Source organism: Delftia sp. 11MD (genome assembly GCF_050907895.1).
GTDB lineage: Bacteria > Pseudomonadota > Gammaproteobacteria > Burkholderiales > Burkholderiaceae_C > Comamonas > Comamonas tsuruhatensis.
The window spans coordinates 5763108-5779216 of record NZ_CP194333.1; the positions used below are offsets into that span (position 1 = coordinate 5763108).

General features: G+C 64.2%; 11 protein-coding genes. 2 read left to right on the forward strand and 9 right to left on the reverse strand.

Annotated features, from left to right (window positions below; all coding sequences use genetic code 11):
- Window positions 1-21 precede the first annotated feature (21 nt).
- From ACRSCF_RS26410 to ACRSCF_RS26430, 5 genes are all read right to left on the reverse strand, one after another.
- Window positions 22-1509, reverse strand: a complete 1488-nt coding sequence (locus ACRSCF_RS26410) for an ATP-binding protein (protein ID WP_016451814.1) — start codon at window positions 1507-1509, stop codon at window positions 22-24.
- 37 nt (window positions 1510-1546) lie between these two features.
- Window positions 1547-2266 (reverse strand): response regulator transcription factor, encoded by a 720-nt coding sequence (locus ACRSCF_RS26415; RefSeq protein WP_016446445.1) that lies wholly within the window; start codon window positions 2264-2266, stop codon window positions 1547-1549.
- 121 nt (window positions 2267-2387) lie between these two features.
- Window positions 2388-3278 carry an acetylglutamate kinase gene (gene argB / locus ACRSCF_RS26420; RefSeq protein WP_012203251.1) on the reverse strand — a complete coding sequence of 297 codons (891 nt, stop codon included), beginning with the start codon at window positions 3276-3278 and terminating at the stop codon, window positions 2388-2390.
- Between the two features lie 109 nt (window positions 3279-3387).
- Window positions 3388-4491 (reverse strand): glycosyltransferase family 4 protein, encoded by a 1104-nt coding sequence (locus ACRSCF_RS26425; protein WP_244451731.1) that lies wholly within the window; start codon window positions 4489-4491, stop codon window positions 3388-3390.
- A 5-nt stretch (window positions 4492-4496) separates the two neighbouring features.
- Complete coding sequence (locus ACRSCF_RS26430; protein WP_034365071.1) at window positions 4497-5270, reverse strand: glycosyltransferase family 2 protein; 774 nt, start codon at window positions 5268-5270, stop codon at window positions 4497-4499.
- A gap of 348 nt (window positions 5271-5618) precedes the next feature.
- Here ACRSCF_RS26430 and ACRSCF_RS26435 point away from each other — a divergent pair, with 348 nt between their 5' ends.
- Both ACRSCF_RS26435 and ACRSCF_RS26440 read left to right on the forward strand, forming a co-directional pair.
- Window positions 5619-9410 carry a methyltransferase domain-containing protein gene (locus tag ACRSCF_RS26435; RefSeq protein WP_034365074.1) on the forward strand — a complete coding sequence of 1264 codons (3792 nt, stop codon included), beginning with the start codon at window positions 5619-5621 and terminating at the stop codon, window positions 9408-9410.
- A 152-nt stretch (window positions 9411-9562) separates the two neighbouring features.
- Window positions 9563-12073: a DUF7657 domain-containing protein gene (locus tag ACRSCF_RS26440; protein ID WP_227468576.1), complete on the forward strand. Its 2511-nt coding sequence runs from the start codon at window positions 9563-9565 to the stop codon at window positions 12071-12073.
- Window positions 12074-12099: 26 nt separating this feature from the next.
- Here the strand turns inward: ACRSCF_RS26440 and ACRSCF_RS26445 are convergent, their stop codons facing one another.
- The 4 genes from ACRSCF_RS26445 to ACRSCF_RS26460 are packed head-to-tail and all read right to left on the reverse strand — an operon-like array spanning window position 12100 to window position 16038.
- Window positions 12100-12960, reverse strand: a complete 861-nt coding sequence (locus ACRSCF_RS26445; RefSeq protein ID WP_016446450.1) for a class I SAM-dependent methyltransferase — start codon at window positions 12958-12960, stop codon at window positions 12100-12102.
- 40 nt (window positions 12961-13000) lie between these two features.
- Entirely contained in the window at window positions 13001-13897 is an 897-nt protein-coding gene (locus tag ACRSCF_RS26450; protein WP_016446451.1) for a class I SAM-dependent methyltransferase, read from the reverse strand.
- 54 nt (window positions 13898-13951) lie between these two features.
- Complete coding sequence (locus ACRSCF_RS26455) at window positions 13952-15241, reverse strand: ABC transporter ATP-binding protein (protein ID WP_244387514.1); 1290 nt, start codon at window positions 15239-15241, stop codon at window positions 13952-13954.
- Window positions 15238-16038 carry an ABC transporter permease gene (locus ACRSCF_RS26460; RefSeq protein ID WP_034365077.1) on the reverse strand — a complete coding sequence of 267 codons (801 nt, stop codon included), beginning with the start codon at window positions 16036-16038 and terminating at the stop codon, window positions 15238-15240. The genes ACRSCF_RS26455 and ACRSCF_RS26460 overlap by 4 nt, the downstream gene beginning before the upstream one ends.
- Window positions 16039-16109: the final 71 nt, after the last annotated feature.

Consider the following 16109-nt stretch of genomic DNA (forward strand, 5'->3'; position numbering starts at 1 on the left):
CTGTCCTCATGAGCGCAACCGTCAGGATCGCGTCCCTGTTGGCTGCGCTGCTACTGTTTCCGAGAGCACGGCCGGCATTTGCAATGGAAGCTCCAAGCGTACCAGCAGGCCCTTGCCCTGCGCGCCGGCGCCAAAGGCCAGAGTGCCCTGGTGCAACAGGGCGATTTCATCGGCAATCGCCAATCCCAGCCCCGTTCCATCGCCGGACGCACCCTGGGCGCGGTAAAAGCGCTGCGTGATCTGCGAGCGCTCGGCCTCGGGCACGCCGGGGCCATCGTCCTCGATCTCCAGGAAGGCCCACCCTGGCGGCTCATCCGCAGACTGCCCCGCGCCATGGTACATGCCGCAGCGCAGCGTGACGCTACCGCCGGGCGGCGTGTACTTGATGGCGTTGTCCACGAGATTGGACACCAGTTCGCGCAGCAGCCAGCTGTGACCCCAGACACTGGCCGGAGCAACGTCAAGGCCGAAGTCCAGCCCCTTGGCGCTGGCCTGGTCGAAGAACATTTCCAGCATGCTTTCGCACAGGTCCTTGAGGTCCACCTGCTGCAGCGGCTGGACTTCGGCATTGCGGGCGTCGGCACGTGACAGCGCCAGCAACTGGCGTGCCAGCTGCGAGGTGCGCCGCGTGGCGTCGCGCAATTGCTCGATCTGCGTCACGCTGAGCACCACCTGGGCCTCGGTGCCCTTGCGCCTCGCTTCGGCCTGGGCAGCCTGCGCGCTCAGCGCCCAGGCCTCGACCTGGGCTTGCAAGGCCGCCAGAGGCGTGCGCAATTGATGGGCGGCATCGGCCACAAAGCGCCGCTGGCCTTCGGCCTGGGCGTTGACCAGTGCAAACAATCGGTTGAGCGAGCGCACCAGCGGGCGGACCTCGGCCGGCGAGCTGTGCTCAGAGATGGGACTGAGGTCGCGCGGCGAGCGCCGCTCCACAGCCTGGGTCAGGGTCAGCAGCGGCCGGAAGGCCCGGCTGACCGACCAGTAGATGGCAATGCCAGCGCCCGCGATCAGCAACACGCTGGGCAGCAGCACATGCAGCAGCAACTGGCGCACCCATTGCTGGCGTACGTCGCCACCGTCGGCCAGCACGAGCACCATTTCACCGGCGCCATAGGTTTCGGCGCGCATGACGGCCACGCGGTAGGTCAGGCCGTCATGCTCCTGGCTGTGGAACTCGGCCAGCGGCGTGGAAGGCACATCGAAGCGGATCCAGGTGTCGCCGGCAACGACATGGCCCTGCAGGTCGCCCACGGCATATCCGACGTCGTTGCCGCGCTGGCGCAAGACTTCCTCGATGGCGGGCGTCAGCGCGACCAGCGGCGGCGTTCCCTCGGCAATCGACGGTGCCAGCACGGAGTCGGCCAGCGCGGGCAGCAGGCGCAAAAGGCGCTGGTCATGCTGGGTGGAGGCCTCGTCTGCCGAGCGGTAGCCGAACCAGCCGCCCATCAGCGCCAGCAGCGTCAGCGGCACCACCAGCAGCACCAGCAGGCGAAGTCGCAGATTGGCTGTCATGGGCGGTCAGCGCCTGGGGCCATGCGCCATGTCCGCATCAGGCAACGGTATGCGAGAGTTCCAGCCGATAGCCGAAGCCCCGGATGGAGCGCAGGGCCACGCCGTGCGGCTCCAGCTTGCTGCGCAGGCGAGAGACATAGACCTCGACCGCATTGGGCGTGATCTCTCGGTCCCAGCCCGTGAGCGCCTGCAGCAGCTTGTCCTTGCTGGCCGGCTTGGGCGCGTGGATCAGCAGGTATTCCAGCACGGTCCATTCGCGCGGGCCCAGGTCGATGGGCAGCAGCTTTCCCTCGCTCTCATCGTCTTGTGCAGGCTGGCGCGCGCCGGCGCGGCGGCCTGCCGTGTCCAGCTCGATGGGACCGAAGCTGAGGACGGCCGATGTGGCTGCCTGTGACCGACGCAGCAGCGCGCGCAGCCGGGCCAGCAGTTCAGGAAGCTCGAAGGGCTTGACCATGTAGTCGTCGGCGCCCTGGTCCAGGCCCTGCACGCGGTCCTGCAGCGCGTCGCGCGCCGTCAGAATCAGCACGGGCATGGCCGAGCTCTCCACCGCGCTGCTGCGCAGGCGGCGCGTGAGCTCCAGCCCGTCGATACCGGGCAGGCCGATGTCGATCACGGCCAGGTCGAAGGCTTCCTGGGCCAGCACCTCCAGGGCGCGCTCGGCACTGCCGACCCAGTCCACGGCATACCCCGCATCGGACAGCCCCAGCTTGATGCCGCTGGCCACCATCACATCGTCTTCCACAAGAAGCAAACGCATATCAAACCTAAAAAACAAAAGCCGCCCAAAGGCGGCTTGCAGCAGACCGGCCCAGGCCGTCAGACCACGCCCGGGCCATGCGCGATGGTAACGCGAACCGCAAAGTCCGCGCCATCGGGCCTCAATGGCTGCGGATCATGGTGCCGTAGGCCTGGTCGGTCAGGATTTCCAGCAGCATGGCATGCGGCACGCGGCCATCGATGATGTGCACGGCGTTGACGCCGGCCTTGGCGGCATCCAGGGCGCCGCTGATCTTGGGCAGCATGCCGCCCGAGATGGTGCCGTCAGCGAACAGGGCGTCGATCTCGCGCGCCGTGAGGTCGGTCAGCAGGCTGCCTGCCTTGTCCAAAACGCCGGGGGTGTTGGTCAGCAGCACCAGCTTTTCGGCCTGCAGCACGGTGGCCAGCTTGCTGGCGACCACGTCGGCGTTGATGTTGTAGCTCTCGTTTTCCTCGCCAAAGCCGATGGGGCTGATCACGGGGATGAAGGCGTCATCCTGCAGCGCGCGCACCACGCTGGGGTCGATGGAGACGATGTCGCCCACCTGGCCCACGTCGTACTCGATGTTCGGATCCTTGTTGTCGACCATCTTGAGCTTGCGTGCGCGGATCAGGCCGCCATCGCGCCCTGTCAGGCCCACGGCCTTGCCACCGGCCTGGTGGATCAGGCCCACGATGTCCTGCTGCACCTCGCCGGCCAGCACCCATTCCACGACTTCCATGGTCTCCGCATCGGTCACGCGCATGCCCTGGATGAACTCGCCCTTCTTGCCCAGGCGGTTCAGGGCCGTCTCGATCTGCGGCCCGCCGCCATGCACCACCACCGGATTCATGCCCACCAACTTCAGCAGCACCACGTCTTCCGCGAAGTCGGCCTGCAGGGCCGGATCGGTCATGGCGTTGCCGCCATACTTGATGACCATGGTCTTGCCGTGGAACTTGCGGATGTAGGGCAGGGCCTGGGCGAGGATTTCGGCCTTGTCGCGGGGGGCAATCGAGAGGATATCGTTCATGGTGCTAGCCCTGGGGCGTGGAAGTAGTCAACAACAAGGCGGGCATTGTGCCGCAACTGCGCCGCAGTGTTGCATGCCCGGATGACGGAACGCCCATGGCGCCCGGTCATCATCCATTGTTCTGCATCCAGCCCGGCAGCTTGAAGCGCACGATGGCCAGATAGGCCACCACGTAGCTGACCACGAACAGCAGGCAGAAACCCACCAGGACCGGTGTATTGCTCCAGAACAGCAGCGCAGGCACCACGGTCAGCAGCGTGAAGGCCCACAGATAGGGGGAGGTCCGGTTATTGCGGCGAAGCATGCGCCGGGCCAGATCATCGTCGAACACACCGCGCACCATGCGCCGATAGATAAGCTGGTGGAAATGCAGCGCATCCGCCATGCCCGGCGACATGCCGCGCATCAGCTTGCGGTAAATGGAAAACACCGTCTCCCAGACCGGATAGATCAGCAGCAGCATGGGAAACCATGGAGAGACTGCGGAATTGCGCTGCACCAGGGCGATGCTGGCCAGGGCAATCGCCAGGCCCCAGACATAGGCTCCGCCATCGCCGGCAAACATCATGCCGCGCGGGTAGTTCCAGACCAGGAAGCCGCAGGTGGCGGCGGCCAGCGTCACCAGCATGGCGGCCAGCGTGCGGTCGCCCACCTGCAAGGCCACATGGGCCAGCGCCAGGCAGATGATGGTGGCCACCATGCCCGCCAGCCCGTTGTAGCCGTCGATGATGTTGAAGGCGTGGGGCAGGCCCGTCAGGGCCAGCACGGCCAGGCCCATGCCCAGCCAGGGCATGGCCGGACCCAGTGCCTGTTCCAGCCAGGGCCAGCCGAGCCGAGGCACGGAGAGGCCGCACAGCAAAACCGCCAGCACGGCGCTCAGCAGGGTCAGCACCAGCCGGTAACGCACGCTCAGGCGCTGCGAGACATCCTCGATGACCCCCCCCACCACCGCTGGCAGCATGGCGGCCAGGCATACGACAACCCACAGCTGCATGCGCAGCGAGGAAGGATCTCCGCGCATGCTCAGCCAGGTGCCCACCCCCCAGGAGACAGCCAGCCCGAGGTACATCGGCACGCCCCCAAGCCGGGGTACCTCGCCGATGTGAAAGCGCTGCGGCTTGTCGTATCCGTAAGAGGACGTAGAGGACCGCCCGGCCCAGCGCACCAGCAGTGCGCAGCCGGTGCAAGACACCATGAAGGCCAATACCGCCATCCAGATCACGATGGCTCCCCATGCAGGCTGCGCAGCGAGGGCCCTGCCTGCGGCAAGGCTCGGGCCTTACGGTAGGCCGGACGGCTCCACAGCCGCAGCAGGCTGGCCACGTGCCATGCGCCATGGCGCAGGCTGCGCCGGCTCGCCCTCTGACCCGCATGGACGACAGACAACTCACCGCGCCGAAGCTCTCCGCCCAGCACCCGCAGGCGAAGGCACAGATCCACATCCTCACAATACATATAGAAACCTTCGTCAAACCCACGCAGCCGCATCCAGCTATCCCGGCCCAGCACCAGGCAGGCCGCATTCACCCATTCCACACGCTGCTCCACACGCCCGTGCAGCTTGCGTCGCAGCAAATTCCAGAAAGATGGCAGTTCCCGCTCGAAATCCTGCAGCGTGCCGTCTTCGCCGATCTGCGGGGGATAGGCCAGGGCCAACCCCGGCCGGGCCGCCAGCGCCAGAAGCTCTTGCAGCGGCTCTTCCTGCGCTCCCCAGTACACGTCAGGATTGATCACGCAGACAAACGCCTCCCGGGCATTCGCCAGCGCCCGGTTGTGGTTGCAGCCAAAACCCAGGGGTTGCGCATTGCGCCGGATCTCCAGGATAAAGGGCCACCCGGTCGCTGGCGCCAGGGGCTCCACCTCGGGGATGTTGAGCGTCAGCACCACGCGGGACACTGGCGCCAGGCGGGCCGATGCCAGGCATGCAAGCAGCCTCTGTATATGAGTGCCATGTCCGTGGCTCACCACCGACACGACCAACGATGAACCCATCAATGCCGCCCTTCAGATCTTCAAATTCCCGCACGGGAATCACGCGCCGCAGAAACGGCGGCACAGAGTATTCCGCCGACGGCCTTCGTCAAGCGTCAGCGGCCATGCCGTAATGCAAAAAAATGCAACAGCCGCGCAATATGTCATTACCCGGCCATGCCATGCAGTCACTGCAGTGGCCGGCATTATGATGCGCGACAATCTGCCGCCCGGACTTCCGGGATTTTTTGCGCCCTGACGTGGGCGCAGCTTGCTGCCCGCTGCGGACTGGCCAAGGCCGTCTGGCATGAATGAATACGGCTGCGGCACCTGCTCCCAGCGGAGAGATTGCCCGGCACCCCTTTTCCTATGACCACACCCATTCCCGATCCCCACGTCTACCTGCGCACCGTCGATCTGAACGAGCGCACGTCGCTGTCCGTGCTGGCCGGCCATGTCCGGGCCCAGGCGCACATACTGGATCTGGGCTGCGGCAGCGGCGCGCTGGGCGCCTTTCTCGCCGAGCACAAGCAATGCGTCTGCGATGGCGTCACCCTGAGCCAGGAAGAGGCACGCCATGCCGCGCCCTTCTACCGCCATGTCCATGTGGCCGACCTGGAGGATTGCGATCTGGACCAGCTCTTCGGCGATGCGCGCTATGACTACATCGTCTGCGCCGACGTGCTGGAGCACCTTCGCCAGCCCGAGCGCATCCTGGCTGCATGCCGCAAGCGGCTGACGCCCGAAGGCCGTCTGCTGATCTCCGTGCCCAATGCAGGCTACAGCGGCCTGGTGGCAGAACTGCTGCATGGCGAATTCCGCTACCGCGAAGAAGGCCTGCTGGACCGCACCCACCTGCGTTTCTTTACGCGGCGCTCGCTGTCGCGCTTTCTGGCCGAGCAAGGCTGGCAGGTGGACGACATCGACACCATCGAACGGGCGCTCCCCGAATCCGAATTCCGCGTCGCCTACGACAGCCTGCCCCCTGCCGTTGCCCGCCACCTGCTGGCCACGCCCGATGCACTGGCCTATCAGTTCATCGCCAGTGCCGCCCCGGTGGCCCAGGCACAGGCCATCGAGCCGCCGGTGAACTATCCACAGGCACATGCCCTATTCACGGCACAGCTCTACATGGCACGCGCTGGCCGCTATGACGAGGAAAGCAAGCTCTCCACCACGGGCATCATTGGCCAGGCACGCCAGACACTGCGCTTTGCGCTGCCCGACCACAACACTTCACTGAGCCATCTGCGTCTGGACCTGGCCGACCGGCCGGGCTTCATACACCTGCATCGGCTGGCCTTGCTCGATGCGCAAGGCGCCGTCGTCTGGCAATGGCTGCCCGAGGATTCGGACGCTGCCCTGCTGGGGCAACGCCCGCATCATCAGCTCGTGTGGAATGGACTTCATCCGGCAGGCGCCTTCTCGCTGATGCTGCTTCTGACCGGCGATGACCCCTGGTTCGAACTGCCCATTCCCGCAGAAACCCTGGCTGCACTGCGTGGCGCCTCGCTGGAGATCGAGATGGGATGGCCCATGTCGGCCGACTATCTGGCGCTGGCGGGCGCCGTGCAGCCGCTTGAACGGCAGATCGCGCAAGAGCGCAGCCGGGCCAATGATCTGCAGGATCAGTGGCACACACAGCGCATGCGGCTTGAGCAGCAGCACGCGCAGGATGTCCAGCAACTGGAAGAGCGAAGCGCTGCGATCCATAGGCTGCAGCACCGCAACGCCCTCCTGGAAGACAGCCACCAGTCGCAGAGCAAGGAGCGCGCCATCTGGCAGCAAGAGGCCACCCGCGTGCAGCGGGACTTCGCGCGCCTGGAGCAGCACCTGCGCGATATCGAGAACTCCACCGTCTTCCGGGCCACGCGCCCTCTCGTCCACGCCAAGATGCGCATTGACCGCCTGCTGGGCCGCACGCCCGTGCCTGCCCCTGTCCTCCACACACCCGTGCCCCAGCCGATGCCGCAGCAACCCGTCGATGTGATCGTGCCCGTGTACCGCGGCCTGGACGACACGCGCAACTGCATCGAATCCGTTCTGGCCAGCCCCTGCCGCACGCACTGGCAACTCGTGGTCATCAACGATGCCAGCCCGGAGCCCGAAGTCACGGCCTGGCTGCGCGAGAAGGCTGCGCAGGAGCCCCGCATCACTTTGCTGGAGAACGAGGAGAACCTCGGCTTCGTCGGCACCGTCAACCGCGGCATGGCGCTGAACACCGCCCATGACGTGCTGCTGCTCAACAGCGACACCGTGGTTGCCAATGACTGGCTGGACCGCATCCGCCAGGCTGCCTACGGCGATGCACGCATCGCCTCCGTCACGCCGTTTTCCAACAACGCCACCATCTGCAGCTACCCGCGCTTTTGCGAGGGCAACGACCTGCCGCCCGGCATGGACACGGCCGCCATCGACGCACTGTGCGCGCGCACCAACCCCGGCCAGGTGGTGGACGTGCCGACCGGCGTGGGCTTTTGCATGTACATCCGCCGCGACAGCCTGAACGCCGTCGGCCTGTTCGACACCGAGCACTTCGGCAAGGGCTATGGCGAGGAAAACGACTTCTGCCAGCGTGCCGCAGCCGCTGGCTGGCGCAACCTGCATCTGCTGGACACCTTCGTGCTGCACACAGGCGGCGTGAGCTTCGGAGAAAGCAAGAGCCCGCGTGAACGTGCCGCCATGGAAACCCTGCGCAGGCTGCATCCGCGCTACGAAGCCGATGTCATGGCCTTCGTCCAGGCCGACCCTGCGCGCACGGCACGCCTGGCGCTGGATGTGGCACGCCTGCAGGCCGAGGCAGCGCAGCAGCCCGTGGTGCTGGCCGTGCTCCACGATCGGGCGGGCGGCACCGTGCGCCATGTCCGCGAACTGGCGCAGTTCCTGCAAGGCAAGGCACTGTTCCTCATGCTGTCCCCAGCCGCAGGTGGAGTCGTGGTCCTGCGCCGTGCCGAAGAGAAGGAAGCCTTCGAGCTCGCCTTCCGCATCAACGACCAGATGGAGGAGCTGGTGCAGGCCCTGCGCCAGCTGGGCGTGGTGCACGTGCACTACCAGCATCTCCTGGGCCACAGCGAAGCCATCCTGGACCTGCCCGCACGCCTGGGAACGGCCCATGACTTCACGGCCCATGATTTCTACACCTACTGCAAGAATATCTCGCTGACCGGCATCGACAACCGCTACATCGTGCCGCCCCGCGCGGGCGAATGCGGCTGCTGCGAACCAACGGACACAGCCCCCTATGCCGGCACCGTGGCCCAGTGGCGCCACCGCAATGCGCTGCTGCTGAACAACGCGCGCCATGTGCTGGCCCCCAGCCAGGACACAGCCAGCCGGATCGCCGGCTTCGTGCCCGGGGCACGCGTCCAGGCCGTTGCCCACACCGACATGCCGGCACAGTTGCCGACCCCAACGGCACGCACATTGGCCGCCACGGCCCCACTCAAGATCGTCGTGCTGGGAGCCATGAGTGCCATCAAGGGGGCCGACGTGCTTGAAGCCGTGGCTATCGAAGCCGCCAAACGCGGAGCTCCTGTGGAATTCCATCTGCTCGGCTATGGCTACCGCAGCCTGCAGACCCAGCCACGCGCACGCCTGACGGTGCATGGTGGCTACAAGGAAGAGGAATTGCCTGCGCTGCTGGAGTGGCTGCAGCCCGACCTGGCCTGGTTCCCCGCCCAATGGCCGGAGACCTACAGCTACACGCTCAGCGCCTGCCTGGCCGCCGGACTGCCCATCGTCGCGCCCGACATAGGGGCCTTCCCCGAAAGGCTGGCAGGCCGCGACTGGTCCTGGGTCATGCCCTGGGACGCCAGCACCGCCCAATGGCTGGACTTCTTCGCGCAAATACGCGAACGCCACTTCATTGAAGGACAGCTGCCGCAGCAACCGGCCGCAACAGGGAGTGCCGCCGCCCAGCCGGGAGCGGCTTTCTATGGCGACGGTTATCTCCAGGGGCTGCAGCCGCGCGATCAGGCCCTGCTCCAGCCACTGGATGCGGCCTTCCTGGCCACACATCGCCTGCAACGCCAGGACCATGCTGCAAGATCGGGGGCCTTGATCCTGCTGGCCCACCTGCGCTCGCTACCCATCCTGCGCGGCGTGGCCAGGCGTATTCCCGCGCACTGGCAGCGCCGGGTCAAGAATTGGCTGCAGGCCTGAGTCAGCAGGCAAGACCGTCGCTGGCGGGCTTGCAGCCCCGACTGCCCTGAACCTTGCGCGCTTCAAGGCAAGGTCCGCATCGCACAAAGGTTGACAACGCTTCTCAGGCCATGCACTCCATACGCCAGTCATTCCACAGGGTCATCCATCGGATGTCCTTCCTGCTGCTGACCATACTGCTTTGCGGCTTCCTTCTACCGGCCGGTGCAACTGATACGGCCTTCCATGACCAAGGAGTACTGGAGGATATCCATTTCGATGCGGCCAAACAGCAGTTGATCGCCAAGGGTTGGAGCGCCTCCGGACGCAGCCACGCCTTTCCGACCCAGGCTTCGATCTTCCTGGACGACCACCTTGTCTACCAAGGCCGGCTCAATGCCCTGTCGTATCCCAGGCCCGACGTTGTGGCGGCTACAGGCAATCCGAACTGGGCCAACGCCGGATTCCACATCCGTGCCCCGCTCGACCCGGACTTTGCCTCCGGCACCTACACCGTACGCATGGAAATCATGACCACGGACGGCAGGCGTTTTGCGCTGACCACCATGGACAAGGCGCGACAGATCACGCTGCACCAGGCTGCCCGCGCCGGCCTGCTGCCCAGAGCCGGCGCCCTTGTGGCCTTCTGCCTGCCTGCGCTGCTCCTGTTGCTGTCCCTGTCCGGATGGCAGTCCAGGCTGCGCATTGGTGCCAGGGCTTTTGGTGCGGCAACCGCAGCAGCCTTCATCATTCTGGTGGCGGGTGGATGGACCGGCTCCTCCGTTGCCCTGCTCTTTCAGAACGACGAGCTTGTTACCCATGACGAAAATGCCTGGCTTGGTACCCCCCAGATCATTCGCAGCGATGAATGGCAGGTCATCACCGCCATGGCCATCAGCCAATACCATGCCGCCGCACCCGGACACCTGCTGAAGAGCTTCGAGAACACCAGCACGGTTTTTTCCAGCGCCGGCCACAACATGAACACTGTGGGCATGAGCGGCGTGCCCGTCTCCAACCTGTCTGCGCTTGCCAAGCCAGCTACTTGGGGCTTTTTCATCCTTGACCTGCGGCGGGCGCTCGCATGGTACTGGTGGTTTCCTTACTTTGCCGGATTCGCTGCATGCCTGTGGGTCCTGGTGCGCATCGCACAACTGCGCTGGCAGCCCGCAGCTGTTCTTGCACTTAGCGTAAGTGCGTCCCCCATGTCAGTTGGCTGGTCGGGCTGGCCTGTCTACATCCTGTTTTTCGCACTGCTCGCCTTCGGCATGTTCCTGACCGCTTGGACAAGGCAATCCATCCGGCAGGTGCTGCCCAGGGCGTTGGTGGCAGGCTGGGCACTGGCAGGCTTTGCCCTTACCCTGTACCCGGCCTGGCTCGTAGTGGTGGCCAGCCTGCTGGGCCCGCTCGCCATAGCATGGCTGTATATGCACCGCGGGGACTGGCGCTGGAACTGGCAACAGGCACTGCTCGTGGTGGTCATGGCGCTTGTGCCCGCCCTTTTGCTCTACGCATGGTGGCTTCATGCTGCAGACGCCGTGTCGTCGATTGCTGCCACGGTCTACCCGGGAAGGCGCATGGAGACAGGGGGATACATGGATCCCTGGTATCTGACCAGAGGGCTTTTCGGTCCGGATCAGATGTTCCACATCACCGACATGCTTGTACCCAGCGATGCCGGCTCCTACATTTTCCTGGCCATTCCGCTGGCCTTGCTGTTTGCCTGGCAGCAAACGCAGGACATGCGGTGCAGGACGCCACGGCAACTGGATCTGGCGGGGTGCCTCTGCCTGACCTTCATTGGCTGGACCCTGTACTTTTCATACCAAGGCATACCTGCCTGGCTGGCTCAGGCGACGCAATGGGCCAAGGTTCCTGTCTACCGCACGGATATCGGCTTGCTGCTGGCTCAGACCTGGCTGCTGGCCAGCGTGCTCAGGAAACAATGGCCCACCCAGGCCTCGGAAATCATTCCAACCATCCCGGAAAGGCAGCGCCAGTTGTCGGCACTTGCGGTAACGGGAGCAACCGCCTGCGCATGGCTTGCGGTTTTCACCTATTCAACGCTGCCTGCGGCGATCTCCGAGACCATCAGTCCTGGGGTCGCCGTCATCACGGCAACGGCCTTTGCCGTCCTGGCCCTGCTGCTGGCAAACCGGCAATTTGTTGCCGCAATGGCCATCTACATGGTCTGGATGCTGGGAACAGCCCTGCCCTTCAACCCCTTGCTGCAGGCGCCATTGCATGTGGAACCAGGGCCAAAGCTGCAACAGCTGGACGCCGATGCCACGAGCCGCCAGGCCCGCTGGGTCGTGCTGGACAACAATCGTCAGGCCATGGCGCTGGCGGCATCTGGCATCAGGATCAGTTCAGGGATCTTCTACCACCCGCCTCTCGCGTTCTGGGAAAGACTGGACCCCGGGAGAAAATACTACGGTATCTACAACCGCTATCAGCACCTGACCATAGAAGGCGCCGAACTGCAAGGCACGGATTTCGAGCCCGTCCTCCATAGCCTGGACCATGTGCTGCTGCGTGTGAACACACGCAGCTTCGACTTCTCGAAGATTGCTGCCACCCACATCGCAGCACCGCAACGGCATGAGCAGGGCCTGAATCAGAATCCGCACCTGCGGCACCTGAAGTCCGAGGGCAGCTGGAGCTTCTATCGCACGATAGATTGATGGACGGGCCTGAGGCCCGATCCCGGCTATGGTTTACCCAGCAGCAGCAGGATCTCGTTGTTGCGCAACCAATCTTCGGGATAACGTCCCTGCAATGCCTCGGGAATGGGCATGTCCACATGGCGCCGCTCCTCACGCAACACCTCGAAACCGGCCTGCCGGGCGATATCGATCAGTTCATCAGCAGTGAGCCGGTTCAGCGCCTGGTATTCCTTGAACACGAAGCGCTTGTAGCCATCCGCACCGAAATCCGCAAAGCCAAAATCCACCTCGGCGGCATCGAGAGGGCCCTCATGCTTTTCGATGGTGTTCCACAACTCCTCTTCCGAGGCCATCAAATGGTGCCAGGGCATATCATCATAGCGACGCAGATGCGAGCCCCAAGGGGAGTGGAACAGGGGCTCGATCTGCAGGAAGAAGACGCCACCCGGCCGCAGACAGGCATGCAGGTCCGCCAGGATGGGCAGCACCTTGTCTCGCTGCACATGCTCGAAGGTGGACCAGCTCAGCAAGCCATCGTAGCCTGCATGCCTGCCCGCCAACGGCGAGTTTGGCACGATGGTCTCGAAGCTCAGCGCGGCGGGAATGCGCGACATGCCCAATTGCTCTCGTGCAATCCGGGGCAGCTTGGCATACTCCTGTCGAATGTCTATGCCGTGGATGGATGTCGCGCCGTGGCGCAATACCAAAGCTAGGTCGGTGATGCCGTCGCCACAGCCGAAATTCAGCAATTTGGCCTGGGACAGATTCAGCGACCGTCCCAGCCAGTCGTGGGCCAGATCAGCCGCATAGTTGAAATGCGCACGAAACCATTCATCCGTGATCTTGTCGGCATTCCATGGGGAAATGCCTAACAGCCGCTCCTGCAAACGCAGCATCCAACTCATGCGATCGTCCTCTTTGTTCTTTCTTTAGCCCAGATAACGTCTACAACAGCTGCAGTACATAGGCATCCTGGTGATTCCAGAAATGCACAAGAGAGCGATGGCGCAGCGCATCACTGCCCCAAGTCTCGGCAATGCGGTCCAGCACAAAGCGCTCAGAGGTAAAAGCTGTTCCGTATTCATTGGCGTCGATGGCGCTCGACTCGCTGGATGGGGCGAAGAAAAAACCATCATCATCGAGCTTCACGCTATCGAAGTCCGCCGCCTTCACACCATGCGTGCTGAACACCAGCAAACCGCCTGGTGCCACCGCATCGCGCAATACCTTCAGCCAGCGTGTCCAGGTCGAGCGCGGCAGATGGCTGAACAGCGACAGCACAAACACCAGCTCGTACTGCTGGGGCCAGCGTACCTGCTCCGGCACGCTGGCCGACGCAAAGCCGTTCACGCCGAATGTCTGCTGCGAGAAATCCACGGCATCGGCCACGATATCCGAGACCGTGACGCGTTCAGCCCCCAGGGCCTTGACCAAGTGCCGCGTGAAGCGGCCATGGCCGCTGGCGAACTCCAGCACGCTGGCCGTGCGCAACAGCGGCTTGTCCACGGCCTCCAGCAGCAGCATGAGTTCCGACAGCGTGCGCCAGCCGTCGGCGAAGTAATCGCGCAGCGGATTCACACTGGACGGATGACCTCGGAAGAAGCCAAAAATATCGTCCTTCGGGGAAATTCTGCAGTCCAGTCCCATTATGTTGGAGAACGAGCCCACAAGCCCATGGGCTTCTATCAGCGCATGCGCCTGCAGCAGGCTGTCGTCGTTTTCGCGTGCACGGACCAGCACCTGCGCAGCACCTGCGCGATCGCCACGCTCCAGGAGATGCAAAGCCTCCTGCAGCAATCGCTGCCCTTCACCGAGGGGATTCGAAGAATTGTCGGATGTCATGGGGTGTGGATTATGGAGCCAACGACAGGCAGCCGTGTATCCCGCCGTACGGGCTCAGCTCCAGTGGTGGGGCAACCGCACCAAGCCCGGCAAGGGTTTGGGAAAGATGAAGCGCAGGTGCAGGAACTGGAACCACTCGTCATAGACGGCCAGCCCTGTCTCATCGAACAGGAAAGCGCTGATCACGTAGTCGCCGCTGTGGAGCGGCAGCTCCGGGAACGTCAGTACGGTCTGCCAGGTTCCATCGGGCAACTGGCGAGGGACCGCTCCATCCTCATGCGTGGCCAGGGAGGTGATGCCCACGCCCTTGGACTGCTCGATCATGAAGCCGATATGGGGCCGCTCGCTCCCCCGGCCGCGCGCTGTGATGGTCACGACCAGATCCTGGCTTTGCAAGAGACCGGGCTGGTCGCCGGCAGGTTCGGCCAGATCCTTCACATCCACGGAAAGAATGCAGGCCGAACCACTGTCAACGGCCGCGACGGGACCTGCAGGCTCAGGCTGTACCTCCTGGTGTCCGGCACCCTCGCCCGCAGACACCTGCAGTGCGGCGACGGGAGCCTCCAGCGACTGCTGCTCACGCTCCTGGCGCTCGCGCGTATGCAGATCGTACGCGGCCAGCACTGGTTCGGTCGGGCCGAACTGCGCCACTTGGCCACCCCGCAGCCACAGGGCGGCATCGCAGAGATGGCGAATGTGATAGGGGCTGTGCGAGCAAAACAGGATGGTGCAGCCGCTTTTGCGGAACGCCATGATGCGTTCGATGCATTTCTTCTGGAAATGCTGGTCGCCCACAGCCAGGGCTTCATCGATGATCAGCACGTCCGGCTGCACCGCCGTCACCAGCGCAAACGCCAGCCGCACCGTCATACCGGATGAATAGGTCTTGACGGGCCGGTCCAGTGCTTCGCCCAGCTCGGCGAACGCCGCGATTTCGGGCTCGAGCTCGCGCATACGCTCATGGCTAATGCCGATCAGGCTGCCGCCGAAATACAGGTTGTCACGCCCGCTGAAGTCGGGGTGAAAGCCCGCCCCCAACTCCAGGATGGCAGTCACTCGCCCTACCCGCTCGATCTGGCCAAAGCTGGGCTGCAAGGTGCCCGCCAGCAGCTTGAGCAGCGAGCTTTTGCCCGCGCCGTTGTCACCGATCACTCCAATGCACTGCCCACGCCGCAGTTCGAAAGACACATCCCTCAGCGCCCAATGGCTGCGGTGCGTGGCAGCCCCCGTCAGCAGAGCCTTCAGGCGCGAGCGCGGAGAGGGATAGAGCTTGTATTCCTTGCCCAGCTGGCTCACGCGCAGCACCAGATCCTCGGGCAGGGCATCAACATGCTTCATGCTCATAGCCAATCCACCAGCTGGTCACGGCTGCGCCGCACCAGCGCATTCAAAACGATGGTGCTTCCCACAAGCCAAGCAAGTGACACACACCACACGCTCATCAGTGGCCAGGCCCCCTGCAACAGCACCTGCTGGTAGCCCTGTACAAGCCCTGTCATCGGATTGAGCCATAGCACCCAGCGCCAGCGTTCGGGAAACATGCTCAATGGAAACAGCACAGGCGTCAGGTAAATGCCGACGGACAGCAGAAAGCCCACCACCTGCACCGTATCACGCAGGGCCGCCGCCAGTATGGCCAGCACGTAGGCAAGCACCAAGCACAGCAGCACCTGCAATGCCAGCAGTGGCAGCAAAGCCAGAACTGCAGGCCTCAGTCCATGCGAGGGGATGTAGGCCAATGCCACCAGCAACAGCAGCGGGCCATAGATCAACGCACTGGCCAGTACCGAGCGCGTGACGAAGAGAACAGGGGGCAAGGCGTTCTTCTGCAGCAGCCCGCCTGCATCTATCAGGCTGTTCATACCCCGCGACACGGCGTCGCAGAAGGCCATCCATGGCAGAGCGCCTACGACGAGAAAAGCACCAACAGCACGCGTTGGGGCATGCTCACCCAGCCGCATGCCGAACACCACGTCGAACACCAGGTAGTAAGCCGCCACGGTCAGCAACGGCTGCAGGTAGGGCCAGGCAATGCCCAAGGCTGTGCCCTTGTGGCGCGAAGCGATCTCGCGGCGTATCAGCACCCACGCCAAGCTGCGCCCGCGCCACAGCGCAAGCGCTTCGTTCCATAAAGCGTTCATCGTAGAAAATTGGAGGCCACCACCACGCATCCCGCGTTGGTTGGCAGCCTTTGAAGAACAGTGTGCGTTGG

Coding starts and splice junctions, on each gene's coding strand:
- ACRSCF_RS26425 (WP_244451731.1), bottom strand. CDS start 4,491: ATGGCGGTATTGGCCTTCATGGTGTCTTGCACCGGCTGCGCACTGCTG.
- ACRSCF_RS26450 (WP_016446451.1), bottom strand. CDS start 13,897: ATGACATCCGACAATTCTTCGAATCCCCTCGGTGAAGGGCAGCGATTG.
- ACRSCF_RS26440 (WP_227468576.1), top strand. CDS start 9,563: ATGTCCTTCCTGCTGCTGACCATACTGCTTTGCGGCTTCCTTCTACCG.
- ACRSCF_RS26445 (WP_016446450.1), bottom strand. CDS start 12,960: ATGAGTTGGATGCTGCGTTTGCAGGAGCGGCTGTTAGGCATTTCCCCA.
- ACRSCF_RS26460 (WP_034365077.1), bottom strand. CDS start 16,038: ATGAACGCTTTATGGAACGAAGCGCTTGCGCTGTGGCGCGGGCGCAGC.
- ACRSCF_RS26415 (WP_016446445.1), bottom strand. CDS start 2,266: ATGCGTTTGCTTCTTGTGGAAGACGATGTGATGGTGGCCAGCGGCATC.
- ACRSCF_RS26430 (WP_034365071.1), bottom strand. CDS start 5,270: ATGGGTTCATCGTTGGTCGTGTCGGTGGTGAGCCACGGACATGGCACT.
- ACRSCF_RS26410 (WP_016451814.1), bottom strand. CDS start 1,509: ATGACAGCCAATCTGCGACTTCGCCTGCTGGTGCTGCTGGTGGTGCCG.
- ACRSCF_RS26435 (WP_034365074.1), top strand. CDS start 5,619: ATGACCACACCCATTCCCGATCCCCACGTCTACCTGCGCACCGTCGAT.
- ACRSCF_RS26455 (WP_244387514.1), bottom strand. CDS start 15,241: ATGAGCATGAAGCATGTTGATGCCCTGCCCGAGGATCTGGTGCTGCGC.
- argB (WP_012203251.1), bottom strand. CDS start 3,278: ATGAACGATATCCTCTCGATTGCCCCCCGCGACAAGGCCGAAATCCTC.